The 25,503-nt window shown below is 66.5% G+C and carries 24 protein-coding genes; 12 read left to right on the top strand and 12 right to left on the bottom strand.

All coding sequences use genetic code 11. The features are described 5' to 3' along the window. Nucleotides 1–153 precede the first annotated feature (153 nt). A complete protein-coding gene (gene ychF / locus O1Q03_RS30150; protein WP_269507808.1) occupies nucleotides 154–1,248 on the top strand; it encodes a redox-regulated ATPase YchF in 1,095 nt (364 codons plus the stop codon). A 206-nt stretch (nucleotides 1,249–1,454) separates the two neighbouring features. Here the strand turns inward: ychF and O1Q03_RS30145 are convergent, their stop codons facing one another. From O1Q03_RS30145 to O1Q03_RS30130, 4 genes are all read right to left on the bottom strand, one after another. After that, nucleotides 1,455–1,760: a hypothetical protein gene (locus O1Q03_RS30145; protein WP_269507807.1), complete on the bottom strand. Its 306-nt coding sequence runs from the start codon at nucleotides 1,758–1,760 to the stop codon at nucleotides 1,455–1,457. A 469-nt stretch (nucleotides 1,761–2,229) separates the two neighbouring features. Then, nucleotides 2,230–2,643: a lysozyme inhibitor LprI family protein gene (locus O1Q03_RS30140; RefSeq protein WP_269507806.1), complete on the bottom strand. Its 414-nt coding sequence runs from the start codon at nucleotides 2,641–2,643 to the stop codon at nucleotides 2,230–2,232. A gap of 396 nt (nucleotides 2,644–3,039) precedes the next feature. Then, nucleotides 3,040–4,431 carry a GABA permease gene (gabP, locus tag O1Q03_RS30135; RefSeq protein WP_269507804.1) on the bottom strand — a complete coding sequence of 464 codons (1,392 nt, stop codon included), beginning with the start codon at nucleotides 4,429–4,431 and terminating at the stop codon, nucleotides 3,040–3,042. A gap of 603 nt (nucleotides 4,432–5,034) precedes the next feature. Further along, on the bottom strand, nucleotides 5,035–6,297 hold the full coding sequence (locus O1Q03_RS30130; protein ID WP_269507802.1) for an MFS transporter: 1,263 nt from the start codon (nucleotides 6,295–6,297) through the stop codon (nucleotides 5,035–5,037). Between the two features lie 193 nt (nucleotides 6,298–6,490). Between O1Q03_RS30130 and gcvA the strand changes: the two genes are divergently transcribed. The 3 genes from gcvA (at nucleotide 6,491) to ettA (ending at nucleotide 9,684) form a co-directional block, all read left to right on the top strand. After that, complete coding sequence (gene gcvA / locus O1Q03_RS30125) at nucleotides 6,491–7,408, top strand: transcriptional regulator GcvA (RefSeq protein ID WP_269507801.1); 918 nt, start codon at nucleotides 6,491–6,493, stop codon at nucleotides 7,406–7,408. Between the two features lie 110 nt (nucleotides 7,409–7,518). Then, nucleotides 7,519–7,827, top strand: coding sequence for a DUF3761 domain-containing protein (locus O1Q03_RS30120; RefSeq protein WP_269507799.1), 309 nt, complete (start codon nucleotides 7,519–7,521; stop codon nucleotides 7,825–7,827). 189 nt (nucleotides 7,828–8,016) lie between these two features. Next, nucleotides 8,017–9,684 carry an energy-dependent translational throttle protein EttA gene (gene ettA, locus O1Q03_RS30115; RefSeq protein WP_027783420.1) on the top strand — a complete coding sequence of 556 codons (1,668 nt, stop codon included), beginning with the start codon at nucleotides 8,017–8,019 and terminating at the stop codon, nucleotides 9,682–9,684. Nucleotides 9,685–9,814: 130 nt separating this feature from the next. Here the strand turns inward: ettA and O1Q03_RS30110 are convergent, their stop codons facing one another. From O1Q03_RS30110 to O1Q03_RS30095, 4 genes are all read right to left on the bottom strand, one after another. Beyond that, nucleotides 9,815–10,438 (bottom strand): HAD family hydrolase, encoded by a 624-nt coding sequence (locus tag O1Q03_RS30110; protein WP_269507796.1) that lies wholly within the window; start codon nucleotides 10,436–10,438, stop codon nucleotides 9,815–9,817. Further along, on the bottom strand, nucleotides 10,435–10,986 hold the full coding sequence (locus tag O1Q03_RS30105) for a cysteine hydrolase family protein (RefSeq protein WP_269507793.1): 552 nt from the start codon (nucleotides 10,984–10,986) through the stop codon (nucleotides 10,435–10,437). Before O1Q03_RS30105 ends, O1Q03_RS30110 begins: the two co-directional genes overlap by 4 nt. A gap of 62 nt (nucleotides 10,987–11,048) precedes the next feature. Then, nucleotides 11,049–12,863: an aminopeptidase P family protein gene (locus tag O1Q03_RS30100; RefSeq protein ID WP_269507790.1), complete on the bottom strand. Its 1,815-nt coding sequence runs from the start codon at nucleotides 12,861–12,863 to the stop codon at nucleotides 11,049–11,051. An 18-nt stretch (nucleotides 12,864–12,881) separates the two neighbouring features. After that, nucleotides 12,882–13,136, bottom strand: a complete 255-nt coding sequence (locus tag O1Q03_RS30095; protein WP_269507788.1) for a hypothetical protein — start codon at nucleotides 13,134–13,136, stop codon at nucleotides 12,882–12,884. 171 nt (nucleotides 13,137–13,307) lie between these two features. On the opposite strand from O1Q03_RS30095, the gene O1Q03_RS30090 reads away from it, so the two are divergent. The 7 genes from O1Q03_RS30090 to O1Q03_RS30060 all read left to right on the top strand — a co-directional run bounded on the left by O1Q03_RS30090 (nucleotide 13,308) and on the right by O1Q03_RS30060 (nucleotide 19,419). Beyond that, nucleotides 13,308–14,069, top strand: coding sequence for a response regulator transcription factor (locus tag O1Q03_RS30090; protein WP_269507785.1), 762 nt, complete (start codon nucleotides 13,308–13,310; stop codon nucleotides 14,067–14,069). A gap of 26 nt (nucleotides 14,070–14,095) precedes the next feature. Then, nucleotides 14,096–15,394, top strand: a complete 1,299-nt coding sequence (gene hemA / locus O1Q03_RS30085) for a glutamyl-tRNA reductase (RefSeq protein ID WP_269507782.1) — start codon at nucleotides 14,096–14,098, stop codon at nucleotides 15,392–15,394. A gap of 90 nt (nucleotides 15,395–15,484) precedes the next feature. Then, a complete protein-coding gene (gene prfA / locus O1Q03_RS30080; protein ID WP_269507779.1) occupies nucleotides 15,485–16,567 on the top strand; it encodes a peptide chain release factor 1 in 1,083 nt (360 codons plus the stop codon). Between the two features lie 7 nt (nucleotides 16,568–16,574). Continuing rightward, a complete protein-coding gene (gene prmC / locus O1Q03_RS30075; protein ID WP_269507777.1) occupies nucleotides 16,575–17,417 on the top strand; it encodes a peptide chain release factor N(5)-glutamine methyltransferase in 843 nt (280 codons plus the stop codon). Nucleotides 17,418–17,484: 67 nt separating this feature from the next. Then, complete coding sequence (gene grxD, locus O1Q03_RS30070; protein WP_011883132.1) at nucleotides 17,485–17,796, top strand: Grx4 family monothiol glutaredoxin; 312 nt, start codon at nucleotides 17,485–17,487, stop codon at nucleotides 17,794–17,796. Between the two features lie 13 nt (nucleotides 17,797–17,809). Further along, entirely contained in the window at nucleotides 17,810–18,406 is a 597-nt protein-coding gene (locus O1Q03_RS30065) for a UbiX family flavin prenyltransferase (protein WP_269507773.1), read from the top strand. Between the two features lie 221 nt (nucleotides 18,407–18,627). After that, nucleotides 18,628–19,419 carry a DODA-type extradiol aromatic ring-opening family dioxygenase gene (locus O1Q03_RS30060; RefSeq protein ID WP_269507770.1) on the top strand — a complete coding sequence of 264 codons (792 nt, stop codon included), beginning with the start codon at nucleotides 18,628–18,630 and terminating at the stop codon, nucleotides 19,417–19,419. Nucleotides 19,420–19,530: 111 nt separating this feature from the next. Here the strand turns inward: O1Q03_RS30060 and O1Q03_RS30055 are convergent, their stop codons facing one another. Beyond that, nucleotides 19,531–21,129 carry an APC family permease gene (locus O1Q03_RS30055; protein WP_269507766.1) on the bottom strand — a complete coding sequence of 533 codons (1,599 nt, stop codon included), beginning with the start codon at nucleotides 21,127–21,129 and terminating at the stop codon, nucleotides 19,531–19,533. 422 nt (nucleotides 21,130–21,551) lie between these two features. On the opposite strand from O1Q03_RS30055, the gene O1Q03_RS30050 reads away from it, so the two are divergent. Further along, nucleotides 21,552–21,755: a cold-shock protein gene (locus tag O1Q03_RS30050; RefSeq protein ID WP_006477070.1), complete on the top strand. Its 204-nt coding sequence runs from the start codon at nucleotides 21,552–21,554 to the stop codon at nucleotides 21,753–21,755. Between the two features lie 124 nt (nucleotides 21,756–21,879). On the opposite strand, the gene O1Q03_RS30045 is transcribed toward O1Q03_RS30050, so the two are convergent. The 3 genes from O1Q03_RS30045 to O1Q03_RS30035 form a co-directional block, all read right to left on the bottom strand. Continuing rightward, on the bottom strand, nucleotides 21,880–23,130 hold the full coding sequence (locus O1Q03_RS30045) for an Hsp70 family protein (RefSeq protein ID WP_269507838.1): 1,251 nt from the start codon (nucleotides 23,128–23,130) through the stop codon (nucleotides 21,880–21,882). Nucleotides 23,131–23,322: 192 nt separating this feature from the next. After that, on the bottom strand, nucleotides 23,323–23,928 hold the full coding sequence (locus tag O1Q03_RS30040) for a nitroreductase family protein (protein WP_269507763.1): 606 nt from the start codon (nucleotides 23,926–23,928) through the stop codon (nucleotides 23,323–23,325). A gap of 158 nt (nucleotides 23,929–24,086) precedes the next feature. Beyond that, a complete protein-coding gene (locus tag O1Q03_RS30035) occupies nucleotides 24,087–25,370 on the bottom strand; it encodes an MFS transporter (protein ID WP_269507760.1) in 1,284 nt (427 codons plus the stop codon). Nucleotides 25,371–25,503 lie beyond the last annotated feature (133 nt).

The following is a 25,503-nucleotide window of genomic DNA, read 5'->3' as shown; positions in this document are numbered from 1 at the left end:
GCCGTTCGGATCGAGCCCGGAAACCGCTGCGTCGGCACGGTACAATAGCGCCTTTGAACGTCGGCCCGCGGCGCCCCAAGCGCCGGCCGTCCCTATTTTCCCGCGCCGCCGTGCCTTGTCCGGCCGCGCCGCCTCATCCGTTCGAAGGATTCCATGAGCCTCAAATGCGGCATCGTCGGCTTGCCCAACGTCGGCAAGTCCACCCTGTTCAATGCGCTGACCAAGGCCGGCATCGCCGCCGAGAACTACCCGTTCTGCACGATCGAGCCGAACGTCGGCATCGTCGAGGTGCCCGACACACGCCTGAAGGCGCTGTCCGAAATCGTGAAGCCCGAGCGCGTCGTGCCGGCCGTCGTCGAATTCGTCGACATCGCGGGCCTCGTCGCGGGCGCGAGCAAGGGTGAAGGCCTCGGCAACCAGTTCCTCGCGAACATCCGTGAAACCGATGCGATCACGCACGTCGTGCGCTGCTTCGAGGACGACAACGTCATCCACGTCGCCGGCAAGGTCAGCCCGATCGACGACATCGAAGTGATCAACACCGAACTCGCGCTCGCCGACCTCGCCACCGTCGAAAAGGCGCTCACGCGCTACTCGAAGGCGGCGAAGTCGGGCAACGACAAGGAAGCGGTGAAGCTCGCCGCGGTGCTCGAGAAGGTGCGCGCGCACCTCGACCAGGGCAAGGCCGTGCGCGGTCTCGATCTGTCGGAAGAAGAGCAGGCGCTGCTCAAGCCGTTCTGCCTGATCACCGCGAAGCCGGCGATGTACGTCGCGAACGTGAAGGACGACGGCTTCGAGAACAACGCACACCTCGAAGCGGTGCGCAAGTACGCGGAAAGCGAGCATGCGCCGGTCGTCGCGGTGTGCGCGGCCATCGAGGCGGAAATCGCCGACCTCGACGATGCGGACAAGGAAGCGTTCCTCGCCGACATGGGCATGGAAGAGCCGGGCCTCGACCGCGTGATCCGCGCGGGCTTCAGGCTGCTCGGGCTGCAGACCTACTTCACCGCGGGCGTGAAGGAAGTGCGCGCGTGGACGATCCACATCGGCGACACCGCACCGCAAGCCGCAGGCGTGATCCACACCGACTTCGAGCGCGGCTTCATTCGCGCGCAGACGATCGCGTTCGACGACTTCGTCACGTACAAGGGCGAACAGGGTGCGAAGGAAGCCGGCAAGATGCGCGCCGAAGGGAAGGAATACGTCGTGCACGACGGGGATGTGATGAACTTCCTGTTCAACGTGTGACGTTGTTCCCCACACAGGTCGCAGCAAAAAGCCCGCTGGTTGCGGGCTTTTTCTTTGAGCCGTGGCGAATGCATCGCAGCGATCCCGGCAGTCAGCCTCGCAATCCACTGGTGAGTTCCGGCCACAACGACGAATGCGCGCGGCAGAACATGCCGACGTGACCGATCGCTCGGCCATCGCAGTTTTTCGGGCTGATGAAATGGACGTTACGGCTCGCGTTCGGCAACCAACGCAGCCAGTCGTCGATATTGGCCGGCGTCGCGCGATCGACGCACGTGGCACCCATTCAGCGATGCACCTATACCGCGGTAATCGAATACGAACGTCGGATAGCCGCCATCGCGCAGCCACTCCGCAAATGCGAAATAGAAGGACTGACGCAGTCCGGTAGCGGGACAGACGAGTACCGGAGAGCGGACACCGGCCTCGGCCGGGAAATAGGCGCCTCGAAGCACGTACCCATCGGCGGCGCAAAACTCGACGCGTATCCGGGCAGTCGGCGGCCCGGTCATTGGCCCGTCCTCAATGCACCGGGGCAAGGATGTATGTCACGCTCGATGACGAGCGGCGTGGCTCGCTTCGGAACGTAAACGCATAAACGAGCATTCCAAATCGATTGCTCCATCGATTCACTTCGGCAGTCGAAGTGATGAATGTAAGAAGATGCCGTCGAGAATGAAATCGGACGAGTTCGATTCTTCGCCCTTAAATTTCGACACTACCGCGTCGACTCTCGCCGCGGCCTTTACCCATCGCAAAAAACAACTGGCCCGACCAGCAAACGCCGGATGATCGTGCACCCAACCGCGTGGCGAGTTGCGAGCATGGGTGTACTCGCCTCCCCTCCCAGATACGCTTGAACGACCTGCAGTCGAAACCGCTCGTCATACGTCGCGATGAAAAACACCCCAAAGGTTGGATCGGTGTCCGACTTTTGGGGTGGAGCTCAATTGCTGCGGGCCTTTTTCATTCCGGGTCGGTTCATAAAGGTTTGCGGGATGCGCTCGCGGACAATCTTTTCGTCATTTCCTTCGTCGCCTCCGTTGCACAGATCGCCCGTGCTGCAGGAAGCATCGACCCGTCATCCCACGCGTTACGCGCCGATTTATCGCATGATGCATCACGCGCTTTCTTCCAATTCGCGAGTTGCGCGTCGAGCGTCTTCTTGCGCCCTGGCTGCTCGCGCGCCTGTTTATCGGCGACGCGCTGCAATTCCCGCTCGGCGATGAGTTGATCACGCCATGCGCAGAAATTCATGCTCGTCTGGTTCGAATCGCACTGACCGAGCAACGCGTTGACCTCGCTCACCGGCAAACCGCTGCGTGCTGCTATCTCATCGGCTGGCGTCGGACCGGCAAATACATTCGCCGACACCAGCACGAACAAACCGATCATGCCCCGTCTCACTGTACCCTCTGCTGTGGCTGAAACGGCGCCGACTCGAGCCGACGCCGATTGACAGGGCCATTCGGACGGACGGGTGCCAGGCGACGCCCGTTCTCGTCTCGCGGATGGCTAATCGCGAGCCGATTCACTTCGGTTGTCGAAGTGAACAATGTACGAAGTTGCCGTTGTCGATGAAATCAGACGAGTTCGATTTTGCGAGTCCAAATGGCCATGACGCGTCATGTTGCGAAACGGCCTCCATCGCCTGGGGCAAGCGTATCTGCTCGCGCGTAAAAGACAAATGGCCCGACCGGTACATACCGATCGGGCCATTTTCACGACGAAAATCCCCGGGCTAGCCGGCAGCGAACGCTCAGCGCAGCCGCCCGCTCCATCACGCCGTCATCACGTCGCCGACACCCGCCGCCCCGCGCTCGCCTGCGCATCGCGGCCGCGCTTGTTCAGCCACGACGCAAGGAGCACGATCAGCGCGAGCACGGCCGTCGCACCGACTTCCATCCGGTGCTCCTCGCTGACGAACATCACGGTCAACGTGCCGCAGATGAACAGGATCACCGCCCACGTGAGCCACGGAAACAGCCACATCCGCAGCGTCAGGTCCGCGCCGCTCGATTCGAGCGTCTTGCGCATCCGCAACTGCGAGATCGCGATCACGAGATACACGAGCAGCGCGATCGCGCCCGACGTCGCCAGCAGGAAGCCGAACACCTGCTCCGGCATCAGGTAGTTAGCGATCACGGTCAGGAAACCGAACGCGGTCGATGCCAGCACGGCCGCGCGCGGCGTGCCGGTCGAATCGGTGCGATGCAGGAAGGCGGGCGCGTCCTTGCGCCTGGACAGCGAGAACAGCATCCGCGACGCCGTGTACAGCGCCGAATTCAGGCAGCTCGCGACCGACACGAGCACGATCACGTCGATGATCGCCTTCGCGTTCGGAACGCCGATCAGTTCCATCGCGCGCTGATACGAGCCGTGCTTCGGCAGCAGCGGGTCGTTCCACGGCACGATGGCCGCGACGACGAGGATCGAGCCGAGATAGAACAGCGTGATACGCCAGATGACCGAGTTCGTCGCGCGTACGATCTGGCGTTGCGGGTTGTCCGATTCGGCGGCCGCGATCGTCACGATCTCGGTGCCGAGGAACGAGAACATCGTCGTCAGCATCGCCGCGAGCACCGCGCTCGCGCCGTGCGGCATGAAGCCGTCATGCACGAACAGGTTTGACACGCCCGACACGGCCGGCGCAGGAATGATGCCGACGATCGCCGCCCCGCCGATGCACAGGAACACGACGATCGCGACGACCTTGATCAGCGCGAACCAGAATTCGAATTCGCCGTAGTTCTTGACCGAGAAGAGATTGGTGATCGTCAGCAGCAGCGTGATGCCGAGCGCGAAGATCCAGGTCGCGACGCTCGGGAACCACGCGTTGAGAATGGTGGCGGCGGCCGTCGCCTCGATCGGGATCACGAGCACCCAGAACCACCAGTACAGCCAGCCGATCGAGAAGCCGGCCCAGTGGCCGATCGCGCGATCGGCATAGGTCGAGAACGACCCGCTGTCCGGATGCGCGACGGCCATCTCGCCGAGCATGCGCATCACCAGCACGACCAGTACGCCCGCGATCGCATACGCGAGGATCGAAGCCGGGCCGGCTTCCGCGATCGCATGGCCCGAGCCGACGAACAAGCCCGCGCCGATGACGCCGGCAATCGACATCATCGTCACGTGACGCTGCTTCAGACCCGTGCCGAGGCCTGTCTTGCTTCCACTCATGTGTCTCTCTCCAAAAAACGGTTCCGGTACGACCGTAGTCGCTGAAGGCGGCGCGGGGAGTTGTCGTTGTCGAATCCGGCTGCCCGCCGCGCGTGCACGGCATACGGGCATGGAGCCGGATCAAGCCTGTTCCGGTGGGTGCGCGACGCAGTCTGCGAAGCTGCGGGTGCGATGCGGCGCACCGGGCGCCGGCGCATCGCGTGCGCCCTTTCCGTCGGCTGTGTCGGTCAGCCGCCTTCGAAGCGAAGGAGTGTAAGCATCAAACGGTTCTTCACTAAGAACCAATTGAAGAATTTCGATGGAACCACTTGTTGCATCGATGCGAAACGATGCAACGCTTGGTCCGAGTCCGGCGCCGGATTGCGGATCCCGGAACGATCGATTGCGGTCGTCCGGCATCGCCGAAATCGCGCCGCACCAATGACGCTCGCGTGTCCGGCAGCGCGCTGCGCCGCTCGTTCAGGTCGCGCCGCCCGCCCCTTCGCTCTGCCACTAGGCCGGCATGGTTGCACGCCATTCTCGCCGAAGCGGGTTTTTCACGGCGTCGGGATGCGCAGCCGGCGGCTGCGCCAGCACGCTCGGCCAGCCCGCAATGTGATTCGTCTATCGGCCGGCCGCGCGCGCGGTTGCCGATGCGCGCCCGGTGGTGGCAACGATCGCGAACGCAATTGCATTCGCGGCCGCGCTCGCCAGGATCGGCACGAGGTAGCCGCCGCCCGCGTCGTAGATGAAACCGGCCGCGGCCGGCCCGATCAGCGTGCCGAACGCGACGCTCGTGTACAGGATGCCGATGATTGCGCTGACGTTGCGACCGCCGAAGTAGTCCATCACGACGGCGGGCAGCACGGCGACCCAGCCGCCGTAGAACACGCCGAATACGAGGGCGAACGCGGCGAGCGTCGCGACGGTGTCGGCGCCCGCCCATGCGACGAGCGCGACGGCCATGCCGGCGAACATCGCGAGCAGCGACGCGCGGCGGCCGAAGCGATCGGCGAGGCCGCCGAGGAAAAAGCGCCCTGCCGTGCTGCCGACGCCGATTGCACCGAGCAGCAATACGGCCGTGGACGGCGCGACGCCGTGATCGAGCGCGTACGGCACGAGGTGCACGAACGGCACGAAGACGCCGAACGAACATACGACGCACGCCGCGTAGAGGCTCGCGAACGGCCGCGACGTGACGGCCTCGCGCACGGTCGCGCCGGCAGGCACCGCCGCGACGGCGGCGCGCAGATCGTCGCCCGTCTGCGCACGCGCCGCATCGCCGTCCGGCGACAAACCGCGCCCGCGCGGGTCGTTCTCGATCAACAGCGACATGCCCGCGCCCACCACGACGGCGATCACGGCGAGCGCGACATACGCGCCGCGCCAGCCGACGTGCGCAATCAGCGCGGACGCGAGCGGCGGCATCACGAGCGTACCGACGCCGATCCCTGCGACCGCGAGCCCCGACGCGAAGCCGCGCCGCCGCACGAACCAGCGTTGCACCGCGCCGACGGCCGGCACGTACGCGCAGCCGACGCCCAGACCGACACCCAGCCCGTACGCGACATAGACCTGCAGCAGCGTATGCGCGGCACCGGCCGCCGCAAGCCCCGCGGCCGTCAGCAGCATCCCGACGACGGCGAGCCGCCGTGAGCCGAAGCGATCGGCCAACGGGCCGCTGACGACGCCGAAGCCGAAATACAGGAAGCCGGCCAGCGAGAACACGAGCGAGATCTGCCCGCGCGAGGCGGCGAAATCCCGCTGCAGCGACTCGACGAACGCGCTGAACGAGTACGCGCTGCCGAATCCGACGAACGTGACGGCGAACGCGGCCGCCACCACATACCAGCCGTAGAAGACGCGCGATGCGCGCGGGCGGTTCATGACGTTGCTCCTGCCACTGACGCACCGGCCGCCGGGCGGCGCGCATTTGCGTCGTGGATATAGTTGGACTATGTTGATCACATCGGCAGCACGAAGCCTCGTCGTGGCAACGCGATCGCCAGCAACAACGGTACTCGCGCACACCCATCGTCTCAAACGATATTTCGTCGGCCGTTCGGTTTAGAAAAACTCAATGAAACGTTCCCGCTTGCCGCCGCTGAATGCGCTGCGTGCGTTCGAAGCGGCCGCCCGCCATCTGTCGGTGAAATCCGCGGCCGAGGAGTTGTCGGTCACGCCCGGCGCGGTGAGCCAGCTGATCCGCACGCTCGAGACGCATCTCGGCGTGGAGCTGTTCGAGCGCGTGAACCGCGGCATCCTGCTGACGGCCGCGGGCCGCGCTTACCTGCCGCCCGTGCGCAACGCGTTCCGGCAAATCGCCGACGCATCGCAACGCGTATCGGGCGCCGCCGACAGCGGCGTGCTGACGGTGAGCGTCACGCCGTTTTTCGCGTCCGCGTGGCTCGTGCCGCGCCTCGCGCAGTTCCGCGACGCGTCCCCGGACGTCGATCTGCAGATCGTCACGAGCCACGCACTCGCGGATTTCTCGCGCGACGGCGTCGAGGTTGCGATTCGCCACGGCCTCGGCCGCTACGTCGGGCTGTGCAGCGAACGTCTGCTCACGGTGGAGATCGTCGCGCTCGCGGCGCCGGAACTCGTCGCGCGGCTGGGCATGCCGGCGACGCCCGCCGACCTGACCGGCTGGCCGCATCTGCACGACGCCGAGCGCAAGGGCTGGCATATCTGGTTCGACGCACAGCGAATCGACGATTTCGGTCCGCCGCGCGGCCCCGCGTTCGACGATTCCGGCCTGTTGCTGCAGGCGATCCTCGCGGGCCAGGGCGCCGGGCTGCTGCCGGCGGCGATGGTGCGCAACGAGCTCGCGAGCGGCCAACTCGTGCAGCTTGCCGATATCGCATGGCTCGACGATTTCGCTTACTACCTCGTCTATCCGCCGCATCACGCGGAACGCACGAAGGTCGCCGCGTTCCGCCGGTGGATTCTCGACGCCGCGCAGGCCGACGGCGCCGCGTCGATGACGGGCGCGACATAGCGGCATAGCGGCGCCGCACCGTACGGCGCCGACTACGACAGGCGGCCGATCGGCTAACATCCGGCACGGGCCGCCGGCCCGCAATCGACAAGAACAAGCGGAGAGAGACCATGGCTGCCCTGCTGCGCCGCGCGACGCATATCGCGACCCTGTCGGCCGCGCTGTTCGTCGCATGCGCCGCGCTGCCGACTCCGGCACACGCGTATCGCGCGTCGCCCGGCTACGGCAACGAAGCCGACCTCGACCGGCACGACACGTACCGCAATCGCGACGGCGACACCGTCCACGCGCCGGCCCGTTCGAAATCGGGCCGCGTGCCCGACGGCGCGAGCGCGCGCTGCCGCGACGGCACCTACAGCTTCAGCCGCCATCGGCGCGGCACCTGCTCGGGGCACGGCGGCGTCGCCGCATGGCTGTGAGCGCGGGTCGGCCGGATGGCCAGTGCGGTGCCAGCAGCAGCCGGCGGCGAAGTACAATACGCGCTCGCGCTGCCAACCCGCGGCGACACCGCCGCGCCCCGCGCGGCACGCTCCGTACCGAATCACCCGACGCCACGCACGCCGCAGCGCTGCGCGGCAGTCTCAACCATTTCTGACTTTCACATCCAAATGGCCCAATACGTTTTCACGATGAACCGGGTCGGCAAGATCGTGCCGCCCAAGCGCCAGATCCTGAAGGACATCTCGCTGTCGTTCTTTCCCGGCGCGAAGATCGGCGTGCTCGGCCTGAACGGCTCGGGCAAGTCGACGCTGATCCGCATCATGGCGGGTGTCGACAAGGACATCGAAGGCGAAGCGACGCCGATGCCGAACCTGAACATCGGCTACCTGCCGCAGGAACCGCAGCTCGACCCGACGAAGACGGTGCGCGAAGCCGTCGAGGAAGGTCTCGGCGACCTGTTCCAGGCCAACAAGAAGCTGGAAGAAATCTACGCGGCCTACGCGGAGCCGGACGCCGACTTCGACGCGCTCGCGGCCGAGCAGGCGAAATACGAGGCGATCCTCGCGTCGAGCGACGGCGGCAGCCCCGAGCAGCAGCTCGAAGTGGCGGCCGACGCACTGCGCCTGCCGGCGTGGGACGCGAAGATCGAGCACCTGTCGGGCGGCGAAAAGCGCCGCGTCGCGCTGTGCAAGCTGCTGCTCGAGAAGCCCGACATGCTGCTGCTCGACGAACCGACCAACCACCTCGACGCCGAATCGGTCGACTGGCTCGAGCAGTTCCTCGTGCGCTTCCCGGGCACCGTCGTCGCGGTCACGCACGATCGCTACTTCCTCGACAACGCGGCCGAGTGGATTCTCGAACTCGACCGCGGCCACGGCATTCCGTGGAAGGGCAACTACAGCAGCTGGCTCGACCAGAAGGAAGAGCGGCTGAAGCAGGAGGAAGCGTCGGAATCGGCACGCCAGAAGGCGATCAAGAAGGAACTGGAGTGGGTGCGCCAGAACCCGAAGGGCCGCCAGGCCAAGTCGAAGGCGCGTATCGCGCGCTTCGAGGAGCTGAGCAGCCAGGAATACCAGAAGCGCAACGAAACGCAGGAAATCTTCATTCCGGCCGGCGAACGCCTCGGCAATGAAGTGATCGAATTCAAGAACGTCAGCAAGTCGTTCGGCGACCGCCTGCTGATCGACAACCTGAGCTTCAAGATCCCGGCCGGCGCGATCGTCGGCATCATCGGCCCGAACGGCGCCGGCAAGTCGACGCTGTTCAAGATGCTGACGGGCAAGGAACAACCGGATTCGGGCGAAGTCGTGATGGGCCCGACGGTGAAGCTCGCGTACGTCGACCAGAGCCGCGACGCGCTCGACGGCTCGAAGACGGTGTTCGAGGAAATCTCCGGCGGCGCCGACGTGCTGACGGTCGGCAAGTACGAAACGCCGTCGCGCGCGTACATCGGCCGCTTCAACTTCAAGGGCGGCGACCAGCAGAAGATCGTCGGCAACCTGTCGGGCGGCGAACGCGGCCGCCTGCACCTCGCGAAGACGCTGATCTCGGGCGGCAACGTGCTGCTGCTGGACGAACCGTCGAACGACCTCGACGTCGAAACGCTGCGTGCGCTGGAAGACGCGCTGCTCGAATTCGCGGGCTCGGTGATGGTGATCTCGCACGATCGCTGGTTCCTCGACCGGATCGCAACGCACATCCTCGCGTTCGAAGGCGATTCGCAGGTCACGTTCTTCGACGGCAACTACCAGGAGTACGAAGCCGACAAGCGTGCGCGCCTCGGCGAGGAAGCCGCGAAGCCGAAGCGCCTGCGTTACAAGCCGATCAGCCGCTAAACGGCGCGGCTTGCGCATCCGGCGCCGCGGTCACGCGCGGCCGGATGCCGATAGCGGCCGCTTCCGATCGGCAAACAGAAAGCGGGCTCCGGGCCCGCTTTCTTTCATCCGGCAATCGTTCGGCCGTCGTCTATGCGAGCGCGCCCAGTTCGCGCAGGCCCGCTTCGGTCGTCGCCGCGCTCGTGTGATGAATGCCGTGCCAGCCGAGCGCCGTCGCGGCGGCCGCGTTGTGTGCGTTGTCGTCGATGAACACGAGCTCGTGCGGCGCGATGCCCGGCAGGTGCGGATCGATCCGCGCATGCATCGCATGATAGATCGCCGGATCGGGCTTCACGAGCTTCACGCGCCCCGACACGACGATGTCCTTGAAGCGCCGCAGGATCGGGAAGTTGTCCCACGCGTACGGAAAGGTCTGCGCGGACCAGTTCGTCAGCCCGAAGAGCGGCATCCCCTGCGTGTCGAGCCGGTCGACGAGCGCCGCCCCTTCATCGAGTACGCCACCGATCATCTCGTGCCAGCGCGCATAGAACGCGCGGATCAGCGCCTCGTGCTCCGGAAACTTCGCGACGAGTTCGCTCGTCCCTTCGTCGATCGTCTGGCCGCCGTCCTGGCGAACCACCCAGTCCATCGCGCAAACGTGCGTCAGAAACCAGCGACGCTCGGCTTCGTCCGGAATCAGTTGCCGATACAGGTACTCGGGGCTCCAGTCGATCAGCACGCCACCGAAATCGAACACGACCGCCTTGATCGTCATGCGAACTCCGTGGCGAGCACGTCGGCGAGCGGACGCGGCGTCACCGCGTTCCCCGACAGCGAATTGTTCGCCCAGATGAAGTGATGATGCGCGACGATCTGCGCGGCAGACAGATGTGCGCGCTCGTTCGTCGTATGCAGATCGGACACGATGGTCGTCCGGTAGCCGAGCAGCGCCGCGCGGCGTGCGGCCGAGTCGACGCAGAATTCGGTCGCATAGCCGCAGATCAGCACCGAGCGAATGCCGCGGCCGTCGAGCTGCGCGGCGAGCGGCGTGTCGTGGAACGCATCGCTCACCTGCTTGCGGATGCGCCAGTCGCCGTTGTCGACGAACAGCCCGTCGTGCAGTTCCCAGCCGCGCGTGCCGGGCACGATGTCGTCGTCCGCGTCGCCGTCGTGCTGAACGAAACACACGGGCGCGTTCGCCGCGCGCGCAGCCGCCGTCAGTCGATTGATACCCGCGACGACGTCGTCGAGCCGGTACGCGGGCCGCGCCCGCTGCACCAGCCCGCGCTGCATGTCGATCACGATCACTGCGGTATCTGCCATCGCTTGCCCTCTCGGTCGTGATCCGGCCGTCGCGCGGCCGGTATCGTATGTTGCGCGTTGCGTCAGATCGGTTGCGTGCGCGCGTCGAGCCACGCCTTCGCGTCGCCGCTCACGTGCCGGCCGACGCGCTCGCGCACCGTCGCGTGATACGCGTTCAGCCACGCGCGTTCTTCTTCATGCAGCATCTCGATCAGCACGCAGCGCGTGTCGATCGGACACAGCGTCAGCGTCTCGAACGCGAGGAAGTCGCCGAACTCGGTCTGCCCGCCGGCGCGGTTCACGACCAGGTTCTCGATCCGGATGCCCCACTTGCCGGGCCGGTACACGCCCGGCTCGATCGACGTGATCATCCCCTCTTCCATGGCCGTGTACGGTTCGGCCGGCGCGTAGTGCGAGATGACCTGCGGACCTTCGTGCACGTTCAGGAAATAGCCGACGCCGTGCCCGGTGCCGTGGCCGTAGTCGAGCCCCGCGGCCCACATCGGCGCGCGCGCGATCGCGTCGAGCATCGGCGAGCGGATGCCGCGCGGGAACCGTGCGCGCGACAGCGCCATCATCGACTTCAGCACGATCGTGAAATCGCGGCGCTGCAGGTCGCTGACCGTGCCGACCGGCACGACGCGCGTGATGTCGGTCGTGCCGGTCGTGTACTGGCCGCCCGAATCGACGAGCAGCAGGCCGTCGCCGGCAATCGTCGCGTGCGATTCGGCCGTTGCGCGATAGTGCGGCATCGCGCCGTTCGCGTTGAAGCCGGCGATCGTCGCAAAGCTCGGCGACACGTAGCCGGGGCGGCGGGCGCGCGCGGCCGTGAGTTGCTCGTCGATCGTCAGCTCGGTGATCGTCTCGCGGTTCACGGCCTGCTCGAACCACGCGAAGAATTCGGCGAGCGCGGCGCCGTCGTGCTCCATCGTCACGCGCACGTGCTCGATCTCGGCGGCCGTCTTGCGCGACTTCGCGAACGTCGACGGGTTCACGGCCTCGATCAGCTTCACGCCGGCCGGCACCGCCTCGAGCGTGCCGAACGTCACGCGGCGCGGGTCGATCAGCAGCGTCGCGCCGTCGGGCAGCGCCGCGAGCGACGCGCGTGCCGCATCGTATGCACGGACCTCGACGCCGTCCTGCGCGAGCGACGCGGCGAGCGCCGGCGACACCTTGCCGTCGGCGACGAACAGCGTCGCGCGATCGGGACCGATCATCGCGTGCGCGACGAACACGGGGTTGAAGTTGACGTCGGCGCCGCGCAGGTTGAACAGCCATGCGAGATCGTCGAGCGTCGACACGAAATGCCATTGCGCCCCTTGCGCGTGCATCGCGCGGCGCACTTCGGCGAGCTTGCTCGCGCGCGTCGCGTCGGCCTGCGGCGCCACGTGCTCGAACACGGCGTCGCCGGGCAGCCCCGGCCGCTCGGGCCAGATCGCGTCGAGCAGGTCGCAATCGGTGCGCAACGCGATGCCGCGCGCGCTCAGCGCGGAGGTCAGCGCGCGAGCGGCCGCAACGCCGAGCACGGCGCCGTCGACGCCGACCGTCGCACCGGCCGGCACGTTCTGCGCGAGCCAGTCGACGTGCGGCGCACTCTGCTGGCCGCCCATCATCTTCATCAGCTGGACGCCGGTACCCGCGAGCTGCGCGTCGGCCTGCACCCAGTAACGGCTGTCGACCCACAGGCCCGCGAAATCGGCGGTGACGACCAGCGTGCCGACCGAACCCGTGAAACCGGACAGCCAGCGGCGCGCCTGCCAGCGTTCGGGCAGGTACTCGGACAGGTGAGGATCGGCGGACGGCACGAGATAGGCGGCCAGGTCCTCGCGGACCATCGCGCCGCGCAGCAGCGCGAGGCGAGCCGGCACCGACGAGACTTCGGGGAGACGGGCGTTCATGATTTCACCTGAGAGCATTCAGCGACGGGCCGACAGTGCGACCGTCATGGCTACGGCGAGGAACGCGATGCCGGTGCAGACCGGCCATTCGAGCGTCTCGCCATCGTAAAACAGTCCCGAGAGATTGCCGGCGATGCGCGCGATGACCGCGCCCGCGATGCCGACCAGCACCGCGATCCACCATGCCGGCCGCCCCGTGCGCCGCATCGGATGCAGCCACCGGCCGAACAGCCCGACGGCGGCTCCCAGGACAACGATTCCAAACCAGTTCATTCGACGCCTTCTATAAATTCAGATTCGTCCCATAGGCGTGAACGTTCCCAGCGGCTAGCATCGATTCATCCATCGAACCCAGGACCTGCCGGGCGCCGGGAACATTCGAGTGTAGGGGCCGAGCCGACGTTATGGCAAGCGCGCACCGGCAGCCGTACTGAAGAAATCCACATGCGAATCGCCCTGATCGATCCCGAGGCACGTCATGCCGCACTCCTGAACCGCCTGCTCTTCGCCGGCGGTCACGTGTGTCACACGTTTTCATCCAGCGCGGCGTTTTTCGCGTGGCTCGCCAACGATACCTGCGACATGCTGATCACCGGCAGCTGGGCCGGCGACCAGCCGGCCGAGGAAGTCATTCCGCGCGCGCAGGCGGTCCTGCCAGGGCTGCCGGCGATCGTCGTGATGCAGCTGCCGCGCGAAAGCGAAATCGTGTCGTGCCTGCACGCGGGCGCCGACGATTGTCTGGTACGCCCGGTGAGCGGCCCCGAGCTGCTCGCGCGGGTCAACGCGCTGAGCCGCCGCGCCGGCGTCCGGCGACCGCTGAACCGGTCGCGCGAAATGTATGGAGAATACGCATTCGATGCGACGCACAGCATCGTGCGCTTCGGCGACACGGCCGTCTCGCTCACGCCGAAGGAGTTCCGCTTCGCGCAGTTGCTGTTCGCGAACCTGTCGCGGCCCGTGTCGCGCGCCCATATCCTCGAGACGGTCTGGGGCCGCCGCCGCGACATGAAGTCGCGCACGCTCGACACGCATGCGTCACGCCTGCGCAGCAAACTGCAGCTGCTTCCCGAGCACGGCTACCGGCTCCTGCCGCTCTATGGCTATGGCTACCAGCTCGATCGCGTACCGATCGAGCCCCCAAATTCGAGGCCACGCGACGCTGATACGCGGTATGTCGCGAGTGAGGAAATCGCTGAAACGCTATAATATGGGGCTAAACGATAGCCCTCGATATGCAACTCCTCACGATCGGAATCAATCACCACACTGCGCCTGTCGCCCTGCGCGAACGCGTGGCGTTTCCGCTCGAGCAAATCAAGCCGGCTCTCGTCACGTTCAAGAACGTGTTCCTCGGCCCGCAGGCGCCCAACGCACCTGAAGCGGCGATCCTGTCGACCTGCAACCGCACCGAGCTCTATTGCGCGACCGACGACCGGGCCGCGCGTGAAGGCGCGATCCGCTGGCTGTCCGAATATCACCGGATTCCCGTCGACGAACTCGCGCCGCATGTCTATGCATTGCCGCAGTCGGAAGCGGTCCGGCACGCATTCCGCGTCGCGTCGGGCCTCGATTCGATGGTGCTCGGCGAAACGCAGATTCTCGGCCAGATGAAGGACGCGGTGCGCACCGCGACGGAAGCCGGCGCGCTCGGCACCTACCTGAACCAGTTGTTCCAGCGCACGTTCGCGGTCGCGAAGGAAGTGCGCGGCACGACCGAGATCGGCGCGCAGTCGGTGTCGATGGCCGCCGCGGCGGTCCGCCTCGCGCAGCGCATCTTTGAAAAGGTGTCGGATCAGCGCGTGCTGTTCATCGGCGCCGGCGAGATGATCGAGCTGTGCGCGACGCACTTCGCCGCGCAAGGCCCGCGGGAACTGGTGATCGCGAACCGCACCGCCGAACGCGGGCAGCGGCTTGCCGAACGCTTCAACGGCCGTGCGATGCCGCTGTCGGATCTGCCGACCCGCATGCACGAATTCGACATCATCGTGTCGTGTACCGCATCGACGCTGCCGATCATCGGCCTGGGCGCGGTCGAGCGCGCGGTGAAGGCGCGCCGCCACCGGCCGATCTTCATGGTCGACCTCGCGGTGCCGCGCGACATCGAGCCGGAAGTCGGCGAGTTGAAGGACGTATTCCTCTATACCGTCGACGATCTCGGCGCGATCGTGCGTGAAGGCAACGCCTCGCGCCAGGCGGCGGTCGCGCAGGCCGAGACGATCATCGAGACGCGCGTGCAGAATTTCATGCAATGGCTCGACACGCGCAGCGTCGTGCCGGTGATCCGTCACATGCATACGCAGGCCGACGCGCTGCGTCGCGCCGAAGTCGAGAAGGCGCAGAAGTTGCTCGCACGCGGCGACGATCCGGCCGCCGTCCTCGAAGCGCTGTCGCAGGCGCTGACCAACAAGCTGATCCACGGCCCGACGAGCGCGCTCAATCGCGTGAACGGCGCCGATCGCGATTCGCTGATCGACCTGATGCGCGGCTTCTACCAGCACGCACCGCGCTCGAACGACCCGTCCGGCCACTAGCGCCGCCCGGTTGTCCTGCCGCCGGCCCGCAGTTGCCTGCCGCCGGCCTATCCTTTTGAATACCCTTGCCCGGGAGCGCCGCTCCACACCATGAAGACGAGCATGCAACGCAAGCTCGACCAGCTGTCCACCCGGCTGGCCGAACTGAACGACCTGCTGAGCCGTGAAAACGTCACGGCCGACCTCGACCAGTACCGCAAGCTGACGCGCGAACACGCGGAACTCGGCCCGGTCGTCGAGCAGTATGCGCTGTGGCGCCAGTCGCGCAGCGACGAGACGGCCGCGCAGGAGCTGCTCGCCGATGCATCGATGCGCGATTTCGCCGAAGACGAGATTCGCAGCGCGCGCGAGCGCATGGTCCGCCTCGAAGGCGAGCTGCAGAAGATGCTGCTGCCGAAGGACCCGAACGACGACCGCAACATCTTCCTGGAAATCCGTGCGGGCACCGGCGGCGACGAATCGGCGCTGTTCGCGGGCGACCTGCTGCGCATGTACCTGCGCTTCGCGGAGCGCCAGCGCTGGCAGGTCGAGATGATGTCGGAGAGCGCGTCGGATCTCGGCGGCTACAAGGAAGTGATCGTGCGGATCGCCGGCCAGGGCGCGTATTCGCGCCTGAAGTTCGAATCGGGCGGCCATCGCGTGCAGCGCGTACCGGCAACCGAGACGCAGGGGCGCATCCACACGTCCGCGTGCACGGTCGCGGTGATGCCGGAAGCCGACGAGATCGGCGAGGTCGAGATCAACCCGGCCGATCTGCGGATCGACACGTTTCGTGCGTCGGGCGCGGGCGGCCAGCACATCAACAAGACCGATTCGGCGGTGCGCGTCACGCACATCCCGACCGGCATCGTCGTCGAGTGCCAGGACGACCGCTCGCAGCACAAGAACAAGGATCGCGCGCTGAAGGTGCTGGCCGCGCGCATCAAGGACAAGCAGTATCACGAGCAGCACGCGAAGGAAGCCGCGACGCGCAAGAGCCTGATCGGCTCCGGCGACCGCTCGGAACGAATCCGCACGTACAACTTCCCGCAGGGCCGGATGACCGACCACCGGATCAACCTGACGCTGTATCGCCTCGAGGCGCTCATGGACGGCGATCTCGACGAACTGATCGGCGCGCTCGTCACCGAACACCAGGCCGAACTGCTCGCGTCGCTCGGCGACGCCGACTGAGGCCGCGATGCCCGAGCTCACCGCCGACCAACTGCTGCGCGCTTCACCGCTCGACGCGGTCGATGCGCGCGTGCTGCTCGCGTACGCGCTCGGCTGGACGCGCACGCAGCTGATCACGCGCGGCGACGCCCCGCTCGACGCCGCCGCGATCGAACGCTACCGCACGCTCGAAGCACGCCGCATGGCCGGTGAGCCGGTCGCGCAGCTCGTCGGCATGCGCGAATTCTTCGGCCGGCCGTTCGACGTGACGCCCGACGTGCTGATCCCGCGCTCCGAAACCGAACTGCTCGTCGAAGCCGCGCTCGACGCGATCGACGGGCGGCCGCATCCCGCCGTGCTCGATCTCGGCACCGGCAGCGGCGCGATCGCCGTGTCGATCGCGGCCGAGCGCCCCGACGCGCGCGTGTGGGCGCTCGATCGTTCGCCGGCCGCGCTCGACGTCGCGCGGCGCAACGCCGCCAAGCTGCTCGACGCGCGCCGCCCCGGCGGCCCGCTGCACTGGCTGCAGAGCGACTGGTACGCGGCGCTCGACCCGGCGCTCGCGTTCGACACGATCGTCAGCAACCCGCCTTACATCGCGCGGCACGATCCGCATCTCGCGCAGGGCGACCTGCGTTTCGAGCCGCGCGGGGCGCTCACCGACGACGCCGACGGCCTCAGCGCGATCCGCACGATCGTCGCGGGCGCCGGCGCGTACCTGAAGCCGGGCGGCACGCTGTGGATCGAGCACGGCTACGACCAGGCCGAAGCCGTGCGTGCATTGCTCGTGTCGCGCGGCTTCGTCGCGGTCGAATCGCTCGCCGATCTCGCCGCGATCGAACGCACGACGGGCGGCCGCCTGCCGGGCTAATGGCCGGCCCGCCCGGTTGAAATCCGCTATCATTTCGTTCTAACGCCCCGCAAACGCAAGGTCAGTCATGGACACCCAACAACGCATCAAGCAAATCGTCGACGAAAACCAGGTCGTGCTCTTCATGAAGGGCAACGCGCAATTCCCGATGTGCGGCTTCTCGGGCCGCGCCGTGCAGGTGCTGAAAGCCTGCGGCGTCGACCAGTTCAAGACGGTCAACGTGCTCGAGGACGACGAAATCCGCCAGGGCATCAAGGAATTCTCGAACTGGCCGACCATCCCGCAGCTGTACGTGAAGGGTGAATTCATCGGCGGCTCGGACATCATGATGGAGATGTACCAGTCGGGCGAACTGCAGCAACTGTTCGCGGCCGCGTAACACCCTCGTTCCGATGGCATCTCCCGGCGCGCCGCAACGTCGGCTGATCGTCGCGATCACCGGCGCGACCGGCGCGGTCTACGGCGTGCGGCTGCTCGAACTGCTGCGCGCCGCCGGCGGCGTCGAAACGCATCTGCTGGTTTCGAACGCCGGCTGGCTCAACATCCAGCATGAACTGCAGCTGTCGAAGGCCGACGTCGAAAGCCGTGCGGACGTCGTGCATTCGGTGCGCGATGTGGGCGCGACGATCGCGTCCGGTTCGTTCGCGACCGACGGAATGGTGATCGCGCCCTGCTCGATGAAGACGCTCGCGAGCGTCGCGCACGGGCTGTCGGACAACCTGATCACGCGCGCGGCCGACGTCACGCTGAAGGAACGCCGCCGTCTCGTGCTGATGGTGCGCGAAACGCCGTTCAACCTCGCGCATCTGCGCAACATGACGGCCGTGACCGAAATGGGCGGCATCGTGTTTCCGCCGCTGCCGGCGTTCTACGCAATGCCGAAGACGATCGAGGAACTGGTCGACCAGACCGTCACGCGCGTGCTCGACCTGTTCGCACTCAGCGCGCCGATGACGACGCCGTGGGCCGGCATCCGGCCGGCGCTGTAAGCCGCCGCCGCGTACCGTACGGGCGCCATCAGGCGCGCATCTTCGTCGATTCCACCACGTACCGGCTCGAACCTGCGACCGCAAGGCCACGCACGCTTCTACGCGCCCGGAATCACCGCAATCATCAACAGACACGATCGAATCAAATTCCTTTTGACGTGTTTATCAATGTCCGGTGCGCGCCTATAGTCATAGGCAATTCCTACTTGCAGGTTTCCATCATGAACCGCTTGCCGTCGCTCTACCTGTCCCACGGCGCCCCCACGCTGCCGATCGACCCGACGCTTCCGTCCGGCGCATTCACGCACCTCGGCGGCGAGCTGCCGCGCCCGCGCGCGGTGCTGATGCTGTCCGCCCACTGGGGCACGCAGCAGCCGGTCGCGAGCGTCGCCGCCCATCCGGAAACGATCCACGACTTCTACGGCTTTCCGCAGGCGCTGTACGACATCCGCTATCCTGCGCCGGGCGCGCCCGACGTCGCGGAGCGGGCGGCCGCACTGCTGAACGCGGCGGGCATCGCGACCGCGACGACCGAGCATGGCCTCGACCACGGCGCATGGGTGCCGATGCTGCTGATGTTCCCGGAAGCCGACGTGCCCGTCGCGCAGTTGTCGATCCAGCCGCGTGCGGACGCGGCCCATCACTTCGCGCTTGGCCGTGCGCTGCGGCCGCTGCGCGACGAAGGCGTGATGGTGATCGGCTCCGGCCAGATCACGCACAACCTGCGCGCGGCCGATTTCAGCGCGGCGCCGGAGGATGCGGATCCGCGCGTCGCCGAATTCACCGACTGGTTCGAGGCGAAGCTTGCCGCACGCGACGTCGATGCGCTGCTCGACTACCGCCGGCAGGCGCCGCATGCGGCGCTGATGCATCCGACCGACGAGCATCTGCTGCCCGTATTCACCGCCCTCGGCGCGGCCGACGACGATTACCGGCTCGGCATCCAGTCGCTCGGCACGTATCAGCGCGTGCTCGCGATGACGAACTACGTGTTTGCGAGCGCGGCCGCCTGAATCCGGCCGCAACGCCGGCGCGGCCAAACAAAAAAGCCCGCCCGAGCCATGCTCGAGCGGGCCTTTTTACGCTTCCTGTCGCCGCCGATTCCAGCGACAGGTCACGCGTGATCAGGCACCGACCCCTTCGAGGATCTCGTCGTGCGCCTCACGCTCGTCGAGATACTGGGTCCGGTAACCGGTATTCACGCCCCAGAAGTAGAACACCAGTGAGATCGCCGCGACGATCAGCATGTCCCAGCCGTACGGCATCAAGCCGTGACCGCCGAATTCCTTGCTGCCGATCAGCGATAGTACGGCCATCGTCGGCAGGTACGCCACCAGCCACCATGCGGCCTTCAGGTCCGCGCCCCAGCCGGTCCAGCCCGACTTCGCCTGGAAGTAGAAATACACCGGCAGCGCGACGATCATCAGCAGGATGATTTCGCCCGTCAGCGGCCACTTCGCCCAGTACAGGATCAACGACGCGCACACGAACGCGAACGGCGCGATCAGCTTCATCAGCGGAATCGACAGCGGACGCTCGATGTCGGTCGCCGAACGGCGCAGCGCCATCAGGCTGATCGGGCCGGTCAGGTACGAGATCACCGTCGCGACCGAGATCACCGCCGCGAGCGAGCTCCAGCCGCGGAAGAAGAACAGGAAGATGAACGACACGAGCAGGTTGAACCACATCGCCTGGCGCGGCACGCCGTAGATCGGGTGCACGTTGCCGAACATCTTCGGCATCGTGTTGTTGCGCTCCATCGCGTAGATCATGCGGGTGGTCGTCGCCATGTAGGTCGTACCGGTGCCGCTCGGGCTGATGAACGCGTCGACATACAGCAGGATCGCGAGCCAGTTCAGGTTCAGCGCGATCGCGAGTTCCGCGAACGGCGACGAGAAGTTGAAGTGCGCCCAGCCCTTCGCGACGTCGGCCGGATTCACCGAACCGATATACGCCATTTGCAGCAGCACGTAGATCACGAGTGCGAGCAGGATCGACGTGATCACCGCGAACGGCACGCTGCGCGACGGATTGCGCGCTTCACCGGCCAGGTTCACCGGGCTCTGGAAGCCGTTGAACGCGAACACGATGCCGCTCGTCGCAACCGCCGTCAGCACGGCCGACCAGCCGTACGGCGCGAAGCTCGCGCTGGATGCGGTGCCGAGGTTTTCCGAATGGAAGCTCGAGAGCATCAGGCCGAGGATCGTGAGGCCGGGGATCAGGAACTTGAAGATCGTGATCGCGGTATTGGCACGCGCGAACGCCTTCACACCCCAGTAGTTCAGCATGAAGTAGATGACGACCAGCACGGCCGACAGCAGCAGGCCCAGTGTCTGCAATTCGCCGTTCACGAACAGCGCATGCGCCCACGGATACGGCCACGTGCTCATGTACTGGATCGACGCCTCGGCCTCGATCGGGATCACGGATACGATCGCGATCCAGTTGGCCCACGCGCTGATGAAGCCCACCAGCGAACCATGCGAGTAGCGGGCGTAGCGCACCATGCCGCCCGATTCGGGGAACATCGCGCCCAGTTCGGCGTACGTCAGTGCAATTGCGAGAATCACGACCGCGCCGATGATCCATGCGCAGATCGCCGCCGGACCGGCGATCTTCGCGGCCTTCCAGGCACCGAACAGCCAGCCCGAGCCGATAATCGAACCCAGCCCCGTCAGCATCAATGCAAACGGGCCGATGTTCCGTTGAATAGAACTCTTCACATCCTCTCCTGTGTCTCAAAAAGCATGGTCGGCTCGCTGTCCGGGATCGGCTCGGATAGCACCGCGCACGCATTCTTGGGGGAACCCGTCATCCGATCGGGGCAACCGGGTCCGCGCGGCGCGTAGTTTAACGGTTGCACCTGCAAGTTGGCGCCAAAATCGTTCAGCCCCTACAAAAATTCCGCAGCGCGTGCAAGCTTTGTAAACCTGAACTCCGCAATAACCCTGACAGTATGGAAATACGGTTGACCGCCGATCCAATAAGCCGTATAAATGACTTTGCAGGATTTCAAGCGGCGAGTGAATTGGTTCTTTCGTAGTTCGCCCATCAACGGTACTCCGGTTGGTCCTATTACCCCCTTCCTTGATTTTCCGCACCCCATGGGCCTCGGCCCCGTTTTATTTTTTTAGGAACAAGTAACATGGCAACCGGTACCGTCAAGTGGTTCAATGACGCAAAGGGCTTCGGCTTCATCACCCCGGAAGGCGGCGGCGACGATCTGTTCGCGCACTTCTCGGAAATCCGCGTCGAAGGCTTCAAGACGCTGCAAGAAAACCAGAAGGTTGAATTCGAAGTGAAGACGGGCCCGAAGGGTCTGCAAGCTGCGAACATCCGTCCGGTCTAAGTTCGGCGCGATATTTCGTGTAAAAAAGCCCCGCTTCGGCGGGGCTTTTTGTTTTCCGGCGCGCCAATCATGTTGGCGCCGGGAATCCGAACGGCCGTCGGCCGTGTTGGATTTTTGCACTCGCTCAGCCGAACAGCCGTTGCGCGTGAATGCCGAGCCCCGTCGCGACACTGGCGAGACGGTCGCCGAACACCGGCTGCGCGTCCGGGAACGCGGCCGCCAGCGCGCCCGACAGGAACGCGAGGCCGGTCGAGCCGCCGGTGAAATACAGTGCGCCGACGTCGCGCGGCGCGACGCCCGCGAGCCGCACCGTCTCGCGCGCGGCATCGACGATGCGCGCGGTGTCGTCGACGCTCGCCGCGACGAGGCGGTCCGCATCGAACGCAATCTGCAGATCCTCTTCCACGTCGTTCAGGTCGATCATCGTCTCCCCGCCCGCCGCAACGCCGATCTTCGCCTCTTCCGCACGCGCCATCAGCGCATGCCCGAGCCGCTGCTCGACCACGCGCGTGAGCCGGTCGTACTGCCGTACGTCGCGGTACAGGTGCTTCATCAGCTTCAGCTCGCCCAGCCGCTTCGGCGTGTAGACCGTGTTGATCAGGTGCCAGGTCGCCAGATCGAAGTAGATCCGGTTCGGCAGCTCGCGCCCTTCGGGATCGAGCGCGCGGTAGCCGAACGCCGGCAGGATTGCCGCGAGCTCGACGCGCCGGTCGTAATCGGTGCCCGCGACGTGCACGCCGTGGTGCGCGAGCACGTCGTCCTTGCGCTCCAGGCGCGCCATCCGATCCGGGCCGACCCGCACCAGCGAGAAGTCCGACGTACCGCCGCCGATGTCGGCCACCAGCACGAGCCGCTCGGCCTGCTGGCGCGACTCGTAGTCGAACGCGGCCGCGATCGGCTCGTACTGGAAATGCACGTCCTTGAAACCGACCGACTGCGCGGCCGCTTCGAGCTGATGCTGCGCGAGGCGGTCGGCGCGCGGATCGTCATCGACGAAGAACACCGGCCGGCCGAGCACCGCGCGGCCGATCGGCGCGCCCGCGCGTGCCTCGGCCTTGCGTTTCAGGTGCGTCAGGAAGCGCGCGATGATCTCCGTGTACGCCATCGCGCTGCCGTCGCCGAGATCGGTCGTCGTTTCCGCGAGCGGCGACCCGAGGATGCTCTTCATCGAGCGCATCAGGCGGCCGTCGAAACCGTCGATATAGGACGCCAGCGCCGCCCGGCCGTATTCGACCGTCTCTTCGTCGTTGTTGAAGAAGATCGCGGTGGGCAGCGTCAGGTGGTCGCCCTCGACGGGCGCGAGGCGCATGCCATCGCCGTCGGGCAGCGCCACGGCGGAATTGGACGTGCCGAAATCGATCGCGCAGTAAGTCATCGGAAGGTGCCGCAGCATGGCCGGCGCGAAAACGGAAAGGACGGGCTTTTTATCATGAAGCCCGCCGGATCACAACCGGGGCGACCGCCGCTGCCGCGCGACCGGCCCGCGGACGCGGCGCTCGTGCGCGGGCGACGCGCGGCCGTGGCAGGCGCGAGCGGGTGCACGCTGCAGCCGCGCCCGCGTGCGGGATCAGGCGGCGGCGTCGAAGCCCTTCTTCCATGCACCCGCGTAGACGACTTCGCCGAGCGCATGACGCGTGCGCGGCGCCTTTTCGCGGTCGCGCAGCACGGGATCGAGCTTCTCGACGTTGCCGTAGTGGCCGAGCGAGATGAGCGCCGGAATCGCGACGTCGGCCGGAATCTCGAATTCATCGCGGAACGCCTTCGGGTCGAAGCCGCTCATCTGGTGCGCGGCGAGGCCCAGCGCGTGCGCCTGCAGCACAAGCGACATCGCGGCCGCGCCCGCATCGTACAGTGCCGTCGGCGCGGGCTCGCCCTTCGCCGTAAGCGTATGCGCGGTCACCGCGATCAGCACCGGTGCCGGCGCGTTCCAGCCCTGATTGAACGGCACCAGCGTCGCGAAGGCGCGCTTGAATGCAGCTTCGTCCTGCGTGCGATCGAATACGATGAAGCGCCACGGCTGTGCGTTGTAGGCGGACGGCGCCCAGCGCGCGGCTTCGAGCACCGCGTGCAGATCGGCGGCGCTGATCGGCTCGTCCGAATACGCGCGCGGGCTCCAGCGGCCCGCGATCAGGTCGTGGATCGAAACAGTGGTGGGTGCAGGTTTGACAGACATGCGGTTCCTCGCTGACATCGATGAAGGGGCGCGAACGCCCGGCCAACCGAAAGCATAACCGCTTGAGCCGCCACGCGCCCACCGATCCCCCGCAATGCAAATCACCGATCCTGCATTGACCGGCCGCCGCCCCTACGCGGCCGGCCGTGTCGCCGCGTTCACGCGGGCTGCGCAGCCGCGCGGGACGGCCCGCGATTGATTCGCAGCACGATCAGCGCGCCGACGATGCACAGCCCGCCCGAGATCATCGACGCGATCGTATAGGTGCCGAGGCTCGCGCGCAGCAGCCCCGCGCCGAGCGCCGCGAACGCCGCGCCGAGCTGGTGGCCGGCGACGATCCAGCCGAACACGACCGGCGCGGCCGCCTTGCCGAACACGTCGGTGGCGAGCCGCACGGTCGGCGGCACGGTGGCGATCCAGTCGAGCCCGTAGAACATCGCGAACAGCGGCAGCCCGAAGAAGTCGATGCCGAACGCATGCGGCAGGTAGATCAGCGACAACCCGCGCAGCCCGTAGTACCAGAACAGCAGCACGCGATTGTCGTAGCGGTCGGACAGCCAGCCCGACAGCGTCGTGCCGAACAGGTCGAAGATGCCCATCGCGGCCAGCAGCGATGCGCCCTGCACTTCGGTCATCCCGTAGTCGCTGCACATCGCGATCAGGTGCGTGCCGACATAGCCGTTGGTGCTCGCGCCGCAGATGAAGAAGCTGAAGAACAGCAGCCAGAAATCGCGCGAGCGACTTGCGGTCAGCAGCGTACGGAACGCGACCGCGAGCGGGTTTTCCTTCGTCGCGTCGGGCGCGGGCGGCGCATCGGCCGGTTCGCCGTAAGGGCGCAGCTGCACGTCGGCCGGCCGCTCCGGCAGCAGGAACGCGACGAGCGGAATCACGATCGCGGCCGCCACCGCAACGACCAGCACGACCGGCCGCCAGCCGTGGCGCTGCGCGATCGCCGCGAGCATCGGCAGGAACACGAGCTGGCCGGTGGCCGTGCTGGCGGTCAGGATCCCCATCACGAGGCCGCGCCGCGCGTGGAACCAGCGGGTGACGAAGGTCGCGGACAGCGTCAGCGCGACGACGCCGGTCGAGCAGCCGACCATCAGCCCCCAGATCAGCACCATCTGCCAGCTCTGCGTCATCAGCGACGACAGCGCGACGCCCGCGCTCATCGTCACCAACGCGGTCAGGATCGTCGGACGCAGCCCGAAGCGCTGCATCGCTGCGGCCGCGAACGGGCCCGTCAGGCCGTACAGCGCGATGTTCACCGAGATCGCCAGCGAGATCGTCGCGCGGCTCCAGCCGAGCTCGCGCTCGAGCGGCACCATCAGCACGCTCGGCGTCGCGCGCGTGCCGGCCGCCGCCAGCAGGATCAGGAAAACCACCGCCGCCGCGAGCCATCCGTAGTGGAAGCGGCCTCTGATTCGTGTCACTGCCCAGTTCATGCTCTCGTTCTCCAGTTGGCGCGCCCGGCACGCATGCGCGGGTGTCACGCCACCACCAGGCCACCTCCGCCGCACGCTGCGTCGGCTGACCTTGGGCCGACACTGGCATTTGTCTGTCGATCCGGGCGGCATT

It is taken from the genome of Burkholderia sp. IMCC1007 (assembly GCF_027257875.1).
GTDB lineage: Bacteria > Pseudomonadota > Gammaproteobacteria > Burkholderiales > Burkholderiaceae > Burkholderia.
Note: the sequence above shows the minus strand (reverse complement) of the source record. Positions and strands in the feature narration are given on the sequence as shown.